We start from the raw sequence: 12,580 nt of genomic DNA on the forward strand, positions 1-12,580 counted from the left end.
GCGGCGATCAGGACGCCGTTGCCACCTTGCGCCGCGTGCGCTTGACGGGTGCGGCTGGACGACGTTCGCCGAGGACCTCGCGCAGGAACTGACCGGTGTAGCTGCCGTCGACCCCCGCGACGGTCTCCGGAGTGCCCGCCGCGACCATCGTTCCCCCGCCCGACCCGCCCTCCGGCCCCATGTCGATGACCCAGTCCGACGTCTTGATCACATCGAGGTTGTGCTCGATGACGATGACGGTGTTGCCCTTGTCGACCAGCCCGTTGATCACGAGCAGCAGCTTGCGAATGTCCTCGAAGTGAAGACCCGTCGTCGGCTCGTCGAGCACGTAGACCGTGCGACCCATGGACCGCTTCTGCAACTCTGCGGCCAACTTCACCCGCTGAGCCTCGCCACCCGAGAGGGTGGTGGCCGGCTGGCCCAGACGCACGTAACCCAGACCGACCTCGTCGAGAGTCTGCAGGTACCGATGAATCGAGGTGACCGGTCGGAAGAACTCCGACGCCTCCTCGATCGGCATGTCGAGAACCTCGGCGATGGTCTTGCCCTTGTAGTGCACCTCGAGGGTCTCGCGGTTGTATCGGGCACCCTGACAGACCTCGCACGGCACGTAGACGTCGGGTAGGAAGTTCATCTCGATCTTCAGGGTCCCGTCCCCGGTGCAGGCCTCACACCGACCGCCCTTGACGTTGAACGAGAACCGCCCCGGCTGGTACCCCCGGACCTTCGCCTCCGTGGTGGCGGCGAAGAGAGTTCGAATCTTGTCGAAGACGCCCGTGTAGGTGGCGGCGTTCGACCGGGGCGTGCGGCCGATCGGCGACTGGTCGACCCGCACGAGCTTGTCGAGCTGATCCAATCCGGTCACCCTGGTGTGTCGGCCCGGCACCTGCCGGGCGCCGTTGAGCTTGTTCGCCATCACGGTTGCCAGAATGTCGTTGACCAGGGTGGACTTACCGGAACCGGACACACCGGTCACCGACGTGAGCACACCGAGCGGAAAGCTGACGTCGATGCCCGTCAGGTTGTGTTCGCGGGCTCCGACCACCGTGACGACCCGCCGCGGATCGACCGGCCGCCGGGTGACCGGAACAGGGATGCTCGCGCGCCCGGACAGGTAGGCGCCGGTGAGGCTGTTCTCGTTCTTCAGCAGGTCTCGATACGGACCGCTGTGCACCACACGGCCACCGTGCTCACCGGCGAGCGGACCGATGTCGACCACCCAGTCGGATGTGCGGATGGTGTCCTCGTCGTGTTCGACGACGATGAGGGTGTTGCCGAGATCGCGCAAGCGCGTCAAGGTGTCGATCAGGCGCCGATTGTCACGCTGGTGCAGGCCGATGGAGGGCTCGTCCAGGACGTACAGCACTCCGACCAGACCGCTGCCGATCTGGGTGGCCAACCGGATTCGCTGCGCCTCGCCACCGGAGAGCGTGCCTGCCGCCCGCGACAGGGTGAGGTATTCCAAACCGACATCGAGCAGGAACCCCAGGCGCGCCTGGATCTCCTTGAGGACCTGACCGGCCACGGCCTCCTCCCGTGCGCCCAGGGTCAGACCGTTCAGGAATCGAGAGCATTCGGCGATCGACAGCGATGCGACGTCGGCGATGGACATCGCTCCGAACTCCCCCGCCTCGATGGTCACCGACAGGATCTCCGGACGCAGCCGCGCACCGCCGCATGCCGGGCAGTCGACGTCGCGCATGTAGCCGTCGTACCGCTCCTTCATCTGTTCGGAGTCGGTCTGCTCGAGGCGCCGCTGCAGGAACGGCATCACTCCTTCGAACTCGGCGTAGTACGAGCGGGTGCGGCCGTAGCGGTTGCGGTACCGGACGTGCACCTGGTGATCGCTACCCTCGAGAACCGCACGCCTGACCTTGGTCGGGAGTCGGCGCCACGGGGTGTCGATGTCGAACCCCATCGCCTCGGCAAGGCCAGTGAGCAGGCGTCCGAAGTACTCCGAGGTCTGGCCCATCGACCAGGGGGCGATGGCCCCGTCCGCCAACGACAGATCGGGATCGGGGACGACGAGTTCGGGATCGACCTCCTTACGGATGCCCAGACCGGAGCACTCGGGGCACGCGCCGTAGGGCGAGTTGAAGGAGAACGACCGCGGTTCGAGTTCGTCGACTGCGAGTGCGTGCCCGTTGGGGCACGCGAGCCGCTCGGAGAAGCGACGTTCGCGGTCGGGAGCCGCGGTGTCCCGGTCGACGAACTCGAGGACGACGATCCCGTCCGCCAGTCGCAGAGCCGTCTCGATGGAGTCGGTCAGCCGCTGCTTGGACGACGCCTTCACGGCCAGGCGGTCGACGACCACGTCGATGTCGTGCTTGTCCTGCTTCTTGAGCTTGGGCGGATCGGTGAGCTGGTGGACGGTTCCGTCGACCCTGATCCGCGAGTAGCCCTGGGTGGTGAGCTGCTCGAACAGGTCGACGAACTCTCCCTTCCGCGTGCGTACGACGGGTGCGAGGACCTGGAAACGCACGCCCTCCTCCATGGCGAGCACCTGATCGACGATCTGCTGCGGTGACTGCTTGGCAATGCGCTCGCCACACACAGGGCAGTGCGGCGTGCCGGCGCGGGCGTAGAGCAGACGCAGATAGTCCGACACCTCGGTGATGGTGCCGACCGTCGAGCGAGGATTGCGGTTGGTCGACTTCTGGTCGATGGACACAGCGGGCGAGAGACCCTCGATGAAGTCGACATCCGGCTTGTCCATCTGCCCTAGGAACTGCCGGGCGTACGCGGAGAGCGACTCGACGTAGCGTCGCTGCCCCTCGGCGAAGATGGTGTCGAAGGCCAGGCTCGACTTTCCGGACCCCGACAGCCCGGTGAACACGATGAGCGAGTCACGCGGCAGATCGAGATCGACCCCCGTCAAGTTGTGCTCACGCGCACCCTTCACTACCAGGCGATCCGCCACGGTCGTCCTCTTCTCGTCTCGGAACCGGTACCGATGTTTCGGAACCGGCGCCCCATGCGGTGCCGTCTGCGCCGTCGACACTCCTCGCGTACGACCCTATGCGTCCCCACCGACATCGGTCGCTCGGGCGGTCTCGGTACTCCCGGCGGTAATGTCGCCGTCATGACTGGAACCACCGGACCGCTGGTGTCCGACCACTACACCGGTGATGTCTCGGTGGGTGGTGGCAGCCAGCGGCGCACACTCTCCAACGCCTCGATCATCAAGACCGCCGTCGGTCCGATGGACAACAACTCCTACCTCGTCGTGTGCGCACGAACCGGCAAGGCCCTGCTGATCGACGCTGCCAACGACGCGGCCACCCTCGCGGAGGTGATCGACGACCAGGCCCCCGCACTGGCGCTGGTGGTCACCACACACGGGCACGCCGATCACTGGCAGGCGCTGGCAGACATCGTGGCCGGAACGGACTCACCGTCCGCCGCGCACCGACTCGACGCCGCAGACCTGCCGGTCACTCCGGGAACGCTGCTCGACGACGGCCAACGCATCATCGTCGGCGACCTGGAGTTCACCGTCATCCATCTGCGCGGACACACACCGGGTTCGGTGGCCCTCGCTCTCACCGATCCGGGCGACGGAGTGGTTCACCTGTTCACCGGGGACTCGCTGTTTCCCGGCGGAGTGGGCCGCACCGATGGCGCCGAGAACTTCACCGCGCTGATCGACGACGTCGAGAACAAGCTGTTCGCGCCCTACCCCGACTCGACCGTGGTGTACCCGGGTCACGGCAGGGACACCACCCTCGGCGCCGAGCGCGCCGACCTCGGCCAGTGGCGCGCCCGCGGGTGGTGAGCTCTCGACCGGATCCCGGCGCACAGGTGCGCGCCGAACAGGACACCGTGACCCTGCTCTACGAGCAGCTCGACGCGATGCGTCGGTATGCGCGCACTCGCCTGGACACCGTGCTGCTCGAAGTCGGCGAGACGCCGCAGGAACGAAGCGAGCGGGAGTCGTTCACCGCCCTCTACACCGCCGACCTCGCCAAGTACGACGCCGCCGAGAACGGACTGTGCTTCGGGCGTATCGACCCGCATGGGGAATCGCCGCGGTATATCGGCCGGATCGGAATCCTCGACGAAAAGGGCGAGCACGACTCGATTCTCTACGACTGGCGCGCTCCCCTGGCTCGACCGTTCTACCTCGCCACCCCTGCCGCACCGGAAGGACTGACGAGGCGGCGCCACATTCGTACCCGCGGACGATCGGTGACCGGCGTCAGCGACGAGTACCTCGACGCCGAGGCCGCCGCGGCCGCTGGGATCACCGACGGGACAGCCGATGTCGCTGGTGAGAGCGCTCTACTGGCTGCGCTCGATGCCGCTCGCACCGGACAGATGAACGACATCGTCGACACGATCCAACGCGAGCAGGACACGATCATCCGATCGACGCATCGCAGCGTTCTCGTCGTCCAGGGCGGACCGGGCACCGGCAAGACCGCCGTCGCGCTGCACCGGGCGGCCTACCTGCTCTACACCTATCGGAAACAGCTGGACAAGAGCGGTGTGCTGATCATCGGTCCCAACACCACCTTCCTCGACTACATTGGCCAGGTACTGCCCTCGCTCGGCGAGACCGGGGTGCTGCTGGCCACCATCGGAACCCTCTACCCCGGTGTGGACACCACCCGAGCCGACACCGTCGACGCAGGCCTGATCAAGGGCTCACTGGACATGGTCGCGGTCCTGACGAAGGCCGTACGCGACCGGCAGGTGGTGCCCCGCGAACCGATCGTCGTCCGGTTCGACTCCCATGACCTGCTCATCGACCGGGCGATGGTCACCCGTGCGCGCGGTCGAGCGCGGTCGTCACGGCGGCCGCACAACCTGGCGCGAGGAATCTTCGTCGACGCCATGGTCGACGCGCTGGCGGAGCAGTACTCCGCCCGGATCGGCTCGGACGTCGACGGACGCGCGACGCTGCTCAGCCGCGACGACATCGAGGAGATCCGCGAGGACCTGCGCGAGGATCCCGAGGTCATGAACGCCGTCGGCGACCTGTGGCCGGAACTGACACCGGAGGAGGTGCTCGCTGGGCTGTTTGCATCCCCGGAGCTACTCCGAAAGGCCTTGGGCACAGATGATTCGCACACCGTCGCGGCCCTGGCACGAACGGATGACGGATCGTTCAGCGAGGCCGACGCTCCCCTGCTGGACGAGCTCGCGGAAATCCTCGGCCTCGACGACACTGCAGCTCGAGAGCGCGAGGATCGGCTCTGGAAGGCGCGCATCGCCGACGCCCAGGGCGCCCTCGACATCCTGACCGGTTCGGCACCACAGGATCTCGAGGACGACCTCGATCCGGAGATCCTCATGGCCTACGACCTGGTCGACGCCGACAGCCTCGCCCGCCGCCAGGACGCTCGGACACGACGCACGGCCGCCGAGCGCGCGGCCGGTGACCGCACCTGGACCTACGGGCACGTGATCGTCGACGAGGCCCAGGAACTGTCTGCGATGGCCTGGCGAATGGTGATGCGTCGCATACCGAATCGGTGGATGACGCTGGTGGGCGACGTTGCGCAGACCGGCGATCCGGCCGGGGCGTCGTCATGGCAGGACGTTCTCGGGCCGTACGTGGCGCGGCGATGGAAGCTGGCCGAACTCACCGTGAACTACCGGACGCCGGCCGCCATCATGGCCGTGGCGCACCGCGTCCTCGCCGAGCTGGACCCCACGGCTCGTGCGCCACGATCGGTGCGCGACAACGGGATCGAGCCCGCCGCCCATCGGTGCACGGACCGCGACCTGCCGAACGTGGTGCGAGACCTCGTGGCCCGACACCCACGACCGGGGCTGTCGGCAGTGTTGGCCCCCGCCGAGATGGTGGCCCGTCTCGCCGATCTGGCCGGTGGTGAGGTGTCGGTGAGCACCATCCACGACGCCAAGGGCCTCGAGTTCGACAACGTGATCATCGCCGAGCCGCACCTGATCCTGGAGGGTGCGCGGGGCCTCAACGATCTCTACGTCGCCCTCACCCGCGCCACCCAGCGACTCGAAGTGGTTCACACCGAGCCGCTACCGGCACTGCTGCAGGGGCCGATGGGGTCAGCGGACGGTGTGGACGATCAGAACGTCGCAGGCGGCCTTTCGAGCGATGTCCGACGGAACCGACCCGAGGAGCCGGCCGGTCAACGAGTTGAGTCCGCGGTTACCCACCACGAGTAGATCGGCCTTGCTCTCACGGACGAGCTCGAGCAACGAGTCCACCGGGTTTCCCACCACCGGGCGCTCGGTGACCGACGTGGCACCCGCGGCGGTCGCCCGCTCACGGGCCGTGCGCAAGATCTCGGTCGTCGGTGCCGAACCGGTGATCTGGTACGCGTCTTCCTTGAGAGCGTCGGCCGCCTGCGTGGTGTCCTTGGGATCGATCGGGTAGTACGCGCACGCGATGATCAGCGTGGCACCCGCGTCACCCGCGAGAGCCCCGGCCTTCTCCACTGCCCGCAGGGACGAATCGGAGCCATCGGTTCCGACGACGACGGTGCGGTAGGCGCTCATTCAATTCCTCCAGTGTGTTGCTCGAGCCGGTCGAGGTACTGAGGCGACAGTAGTCCTAGGGCGGTATTTCTCGGGCGCTTCGGGTCACACACGTGCACCCCGGACTCGTCCCCTACATTGGTGTGATGCGCCTGCCCGCACTTCGATCGCTCCTACGCCCGCGGGTGTTGGCCTCTCTCGCGCTGGTGGCGCTCCTGATCGCGGGCGCGGTGATCGTCTCGGTGGTCCGTTCAGGGCCGGACGCCTCGATCCGCACCGAGGACGCCAAGAGGACCGTGCCGGCCGCGCCGGGATCGGCGGACACCGTCGAGCTGGACACCCGGCTGTATCTGCCCGACTCGTCCGCACCGGCGCCGGCCGTCCTCCTCGCACACGGTTTCGGCGGCGACAAGAACTCGGTGGACGGACAGGCGCGCGACCTCGCCGCCCGCGGACTGGTCGTTCTCGCCTACACCGCACGCGGTTTCGGTGCCAGCACCGGGACCATCTCGCTCAACGACCCCGACCGTGAGGTCGCCGATGCGCGCGCGCTCATCGATTACCTGGCCACTCGCAAGGAGGTCCTCCTCGACGCCCCGGGCGATCCCCGAGTCGGTGTCGCCGGTGCGTCGTACGGCGGCGCCCTGGCGCTCATGACCGCCGGTACCGACCGCCGAGTCGATGCCGACGCCGCGTCGATCACCTGGAACGATCTGGGGCAGTCTCTGTTTCCCAACTACGCGGCTCCTGCCGACAGCCCCGCCGCGCAGCTCGCACCCACTCCCGGCGCCTCGGTCTCCGGCGGTACGGGTGTGCTCAAGCGCGGTTGGGCAGGTGTGTTCTTCGGAGCGGGCTCCGGCGCGTTGCGGCTCGGCGGTTCGCCCTCCGGCTCGGGAACACAGCCCGGATCGACTCCTGCCGCGGGTGCGGCGCCGTCGCCGAACCAAGCGGCATCGGCCGGGCCGTGCGGGCGATTCGACGTCACGTTCTGCCGGGCGTACTTGTCGTCCGCAGTGTCAGGGGTGCCCGGCCCGGACGTAACTGAGCTGCTCTCACGCAATTCGCCGGCCCGGTTCAACGGGTCGATCACCGCTCCCACACTCATTCAGCAGGGTCAGCAGGACAGTCTCTTCGGACTGGATCAGGCAGACGCCAACGCGCGCCAGATCGCGGCTGCCGGAGCGCCGGTGGAGCTCCAGTGGTTCGACGGCGGACACGACGCCGGCGGCACCACCGCCCGAAGCGACGCGGCGATGTCACAGTTCCTCATCGATCACCTGACCGATCCGTCGAAGGGCATCGATCCCGAGTTTCGGTTCACTCTCTCCGGCGACCCCACCGACCAGGGCCGTCGCACGCGCACCCAGGTGGCCTCCGACTACCCCGGTCTGCGCACCGGATCGAGCGTCGGATCCACCACGGCGACTCTCTCCTCGGCCGGACCGACGTCATCGGTGATCCGCCCACCCGGCGCGAGCCCATCGGCCATCTCGTCGCTCCCCGGTATCGGGTCGGCGCTCACCGCACTCGGTGCCACCGGCGTCGGCTCCCTGCTCACCGGCGATCTGCCCGGCCAGTCCGCCGCGTTCTCCACCGAACCGCTGACATCCGATCTGACGATCGCCGGGGCCTCCCGGGTGACCATCAAGGTCGCCACGATCACCGCTCCGCAGCAGGCAGTTCTGTTCGCCAAGCTCTACGACGTGGGACCGGACGGGCGCAAGACGCTGCCGAGCGGGCTGGTGTCGCCGATCCGCCTGCCCGACAATCTATCCGCGAGCACGCCGATCACGGTGTCCTTGCCCGCGATCGGATACCGAATCCCGGCCGGGCATCGCCTCGAAGTCGCGTTCGCGACCACGGATCAGGCGTTCGCCACACCGTTGGAGCCGGCGCAGTTCACGATCTCGCTCGCCGATACGGCCCTGACCATCCCCACTGTCACGTCCCGGTCGGTCGGATCCTCGACGGTGCCCGTGCTCCCCCTTGTCGGCATCGCCGGTCTCGTGGTCCTGGTGGGACTCGTCGTCGCGGTCACCACGATTCGCGGTCGCCGACGCACCGCGGCCGACCTCGATCCCGACCTCGAGGACGTTCCCCTCGCCATCACGGACCTGGCCAAGACGTACTCGAACGGGTTCACCGCCGTCAGCGACGTCTCGTTCACGGTGGAGCGGGGTCAGGTACTGGGCCTGCTCGGTCCCAACGGCGCCGGCAAGACGACGACGCTACGGATGCTGATGGGCCTGATCAGCCCGACCCGAGGCGAGATACGCGTCTTCGGACACAAGGTCTCGCCCGGCTCTCCGGTGCTCTCGCGACTGGGGTCCTTCATCGAGGGGTCCGGCTTCCTGCCCCACCTGTCGGGCCTGGACAACCTGCAGCTGTACTGGAAGGCGACCGGGCGGCCCACCGAGGATGCACACCTCGAGGAAGCGCTCGAGATCGCCGATCTCGGCGACGCGATCCACCGCAAGGTGCGCTCGTACAGCCAGGGCATGCGGCAGCGACTTGCCATTGCACAAGCGATGCTCGGTCTCCCCGACCTGATGGTTCTGGACGAACCGACCAACGGTCTCGATCCGCCACAGATCCGCACCATGCGCGACGTGCTCATAAGGTACGCGGCCACCGGGCGAACGGTGTTGGTGAGCAGCCACCTGCTGGCCGAGGTCGAGCAGACCTGCACACACGTCGTCGTCATGAACAAGGGCGCGGTGATCAGTTCCGGCACCGTGGCCGAACTCATCGGAGGCAACGGTCCCACGGAGTTCCGCGCCGAACCCGTCGAGCGGGCTCGTGAGGTGGTCGCGGCGATGTCCGGCGTGGGGGCCGTGACGACGGGCGCGACCGACACCTCGATCATCCGCGCGGAACTGGGCGAGGTCGATACCGGCGATGTGGTGCGCGCGCTGGTGGCAGCCGACGTCTCGGTGCGGTCGGTGTCGAGGGCCACCCGCCTCGAGGACGTCTTCCTCGACCTCGTGCACGACGACCAGCCCACGACGAAAGGATCAGCGTGAGCGAGCTGCAGTCGGACGGCCGCGCGCCGGGCTACTCCGCCCGCTCGACCCTGCCCTACCGAACCGAGCTGGCGCGCCAGTTCACTCGACGCCGAACCCAGATTGCGCTCGGATTCCTGGCAGTGCTGCCGGTGATCCTGGCGATCGCCTTCACCTTCGGAGATTCCGGAGGCGATTCGACCAATGGGAATCTGATCGAGCTCGGCACCAGTTCCGGAGTGAACTTCACGGTGTTCGCGCTCTTCGTCTCGGTCGGTTTTCTCCTCGTCGTGGTGGTCGCGCTGTTCTTCGGCGACTCCGTCGCCAGCGAAGCGTCGTGGTCGAGTCTTCGCTACCTTCTCGCGATACCGGTCCCACGGAATCGGTTGCTCGCCCAAAAGACCGCTGTGTCGGCAACCTTGTCGCTCATGGCTCTGGTGACTCTGGTAGGCGTGTCGTTCGGACTGGGGGTTCTCCTGTACGGCGCGGGATCGCTGGTGTCTCCCTTCGGCGACTCTCTCGGGTTCGGAGAAGCTGTGGGGCGCTTGGCCATCGGAGTCACATTCATCGGCATCAACCTCGCCTGGGTAGCGGGCCTCGCGCTGGCGCTGTCGGTGTCGACCGACGCCCCGCTCGGCGCTGTGGGCGGGACGGTGATGGTGTCCATCGTGACCCAGATCCTCGATCAGATCACTGCTCTGGGCTCGATCCGCAACGTGCTCCCCGGCCACTACGGCAACTCGTGGGTCGCCATCCTCTCCCCGACATTGAGGTGGGACGACCTGGTGGTGGGGTCGTTCTCGTCACTGGCCTACGCGACGCTGTTCGGTCTCATCGCATGGCGCCGATTCGCCACCAAGGACATCACGAGCTGACCGGCAGTATCCGGTCGGCGGACACCGGGCGCTACTTCAGACCGGCCGCGTCCATTCCCCTCAACTCCTTCTTGAGGTCCTGAATCTCGTCGCGCAACCGCCCGGCGAGTTCGAACTGCAGCTCGCGGGCGGCATTCATCATCTGCTCGGTCATGTTCTGGATCAGGTCGGCCAGCTCGGCCCGCGGCATCGACGACACGTCGCGACCCTCGTACAGTTCGGAACTCACCGCGCGCCCCTTCTCGCCCTGAGCCCGACGACCACGGGTGCTGTTGCGCCCCGAGCCACCGATGTCGATGACGTTGCTCTCGGTGTCGACGGCCTCCTCGTAGACCTGATCGAGGATGTCGGCAATCTTCTTGCGCAGTGGCTGCGGATCGACTCCACGCTCGGTGTTGTAGGCGATCTGCTTCGCACGACGCCGTTCGGTCTCCTCGATCGCGTACGCCATGGAATCGGTGATCTTGTCCGCGTACATGTGGACCTGACCGGAGACGTTGCGCGCCGCGCGCCCGATGGTCTGGATCAGACTGGTGCCGCTACGCAGGAACCCTTCCTTGTCGGCGTCGAGAATTGCCACCAGGGACACCTCCGGGAGGTCGAGACCCTCCCGCAGCAGATTGATCCCGACGAGTACGTCGTACTCACCGAGCCGCAGCTGCCGGAGCAATTCCACGCGACGGAGGGTGTCGATGTCCGAGTGGAGGTAGCGAACGCGAATGCCCTGTTCGAGGAGGTAGTCGGTGAGGTCCTCGGCCATCTTCTTGGTGAGGGTGGTGACGAGGATGCGCTCGTCCTTCTCGGTGCGTATGCCGATCTCGTGAACCAGGTCGTCGATCTGCCCCTTGGTGGGCTTGACCACGATCTCCGGATCGACGAGCCCGGTCGGGCGGATGACCTGCTCGACCACCTCACCACCGGTGCGCCCCAACTCGTACTTGCCGGGAGTGGCCGACAGGTACACCGTCTGTCCGATTCGGTCGGCGAACTCCTCCCACGTCAACGGCCTGTTGTCCGTGGCCGACGGCAACCGGAATCCGAACTCGACCAGGTTGCGCTTACGCGACATGTCACCTTCGAACATTGCTCCGATCTGCGGGACCGTCACGTGGGACTCGTCGATGACCAGCAGAAAGTCCTCGGGGAAGTAGTCGATGAGGGTGGCCGGCGCGGTGCCCGCCGCGCGACCGTCGATGTGTCGCGAGTAATTCTCGATGCCGGAGCAGAACCCGACCTGCTTGATCATCTCCAGGTCGTACTGAGTGCGCATCCGCAACCGCTGGGCCTCGAGCAGCTTGCCCTTGCCCTCCAGTTCTGCCAGGCGCTCCTCGAGTTCGGCTTCGATGTCGCGCACGGCCCGCTCCATCCGCTCGGGACCTGCGACGTAATGGGTGGCCGGGAAGATTCGCACGCTGTCGACGCGCCGAACCACGTCCCCGGTGAGGGGATGCAGGTAGTACAGCGCCTCGACCTCGTCGCCGAAGAACTCGATGCGCACCGCGAGTTCCTCGTAGGAGGGGATGATCTCGACGGTGTCGCCGCGCACCCGGAACGATCCTCGGGTGAAGGCCATGTCGTTGCGGGTGTACTGCACGTCCACCAGCAACCGGAGGAACTGATCACGTGGCACCTCCACCCCGACGTCGAGTCGCACCGATCGATCGAGATACGACTGTGGTGTGCCGAGACCGTAGATGCACGACACCGACGCGACGACGACGACGTCGCGCCTCGACAGCAGGTTGGACGTGGCGGAGTGGCGCAGGCGCTCGACGTCGTCGTTGATCGAGGAGTCCTTCTCGATGTAGGTGTCGGTCTGCGCGATGTACGCCTCGGGCTGGTAGTAGTCGTAGTACGAGACGAAGTACTCGACGGCGTTGTGCGGCAACATCTCCCGCAGCTCGTTCGCGAGCTGCGCTGCGAGGGTCTTGTTCGGCGCCATCACCAGGGTGGGGCGCTGTACCTGTTCGATGAGCCAAGCGGTGGTGGCGGACTTGCCGGTGCCGGTGGCCCCGAGCAACACCACGTCCTTCTCACCGTTGCGGATGCGACGTGCCAGCTCCTCGATGGCGGCCGGCTGATCACCGGCAGGACTCAGATCACTGACCACCTCGAAGGGTCGATCCTGGCGCTCGATCTCGCCGACCGGACGAAACTCCGAGTGCGCGACCACCGGGTGTTCTGCTGCAAATGCCATGCAACCGAGGGTAGACCGACCCACCGACACAGACCGGTACGGTG

Annotated in this window: 7 protein-coding genes; 4 read left to right on the plus strand and 3 right to left on the minus strand. The window is 66.9% G+C overall.

All coding sequences use genetic code 11. The features are described from left to right. Positions 1-7: 7 nt before the first annotated feature. A complete protein-coding gene (gene uvrA / locus ACY48E_RS09155) occupies positions 8-2,920 on the minus strand; it encodes an excinuclease ABC subunit UvrA (RefSeq protein ID WP_462871842.1) in 2,913 nt (970 codons plus the stop codon). 162 nt (positions 2,921-3,082) lie between these two features. Here uvrA and ACY48E_RS09160 point away from each other — a divergent pair, with 162 nt between their 5' ends. Together ACY48E_RS09160 and ACY48E_RS09165 are read left to right on the plus strand one after the other, a co-directional pair. Then, a complete protein-coding gene (locus ACY48E_RS09160; RefSeq protein WP_462871843.1) occupies positions 3,083-3,775 on the plus strand; it encodes an MBL fold metallo-hydrolase in 693 nt (230 codons plus the stop codon). Next, positions 3,772-6,150, plus strand: coding sequence for a HelD family protein (locus ACY48E_RS09165; protein ID WP_462871844.1), 2,379 nt, complete (start codon positions 3,772-3,774; stop codon positions 6,148-6,150). Before ACY48E_RS09160 ends, ACY48E_RS09165 begins: the two co-directional genes overlap by 4 nt. Here ACY48E_RS09165 and ACY48E_RS09170 read toward each other — a convergent pair. Then, complete coding sequence (locus ACY48E_RS09170; RefSeq protein ID WP_462871845.1) at positions 6,031-6,483, minus strand: universal stress protein; 453 nt, start codon at positions 6,481-6,483, stop codon at positions 6,031-6,033. The genes ACY48E_RS09165 and ACY48E_RS09170 overlap by 120 nt on opposite strands. A 125-nt stretch (positions 6,484-6,608) precedes the next feature. Here ACY48E_RS09170 and ACY48E_RS09175 point away from each other — a divergent pair, with 125 nt between their 5' ends. After that, complete coding sequence (locus tag ACY48E_RS09175; RefSeq protein WP_462871846.1) at positions 6,609-9,485, plus strand: alpha/beta fold hydrolase; 2,877 nt, start codon at positions 6,609-6,611, stop codon at positions 9,483-9,485. After that, positions 9,482-10,339 carry an ABC transporter permease gene (locus tag ACY48E_RS09180; RefSeq protein WP_462871847.1) on the plus strand — a complete coding sequence of 286 codons (858 nt, stop codon included), beginning with the start codon at positions 9,482-9,484 and terminating at the stop codon, positions 10,337-10,339. Before ACY48E_RS09175 ends, ACY48E_RS09180 begins: the two co-directional genes overlap by 4 nt. Positions 10,340-10,370: 31 nt before the next feature. Here the strand turns inward: ACY48E_RS09180 and uvrB are convergent, their stop codons facing one another. Beyond that, positions 10,371-12,536, minus strand: coding sequence for an excinuclease ABC subunit UvrB (gene uvrB / locus ACY48E_RS09185; RefSeq protein ID WP_462871848.1), 2,166 nt, complete (start codon positions 12,534-12,536; stop codon positions 10,371-10,373). Between the last annotated feature and the right edge of the window lie 44 nt (positions 12,537-12,580).

The organism is Rhodococcus sp. AZ1 (genome assembly GCF_054979605.1).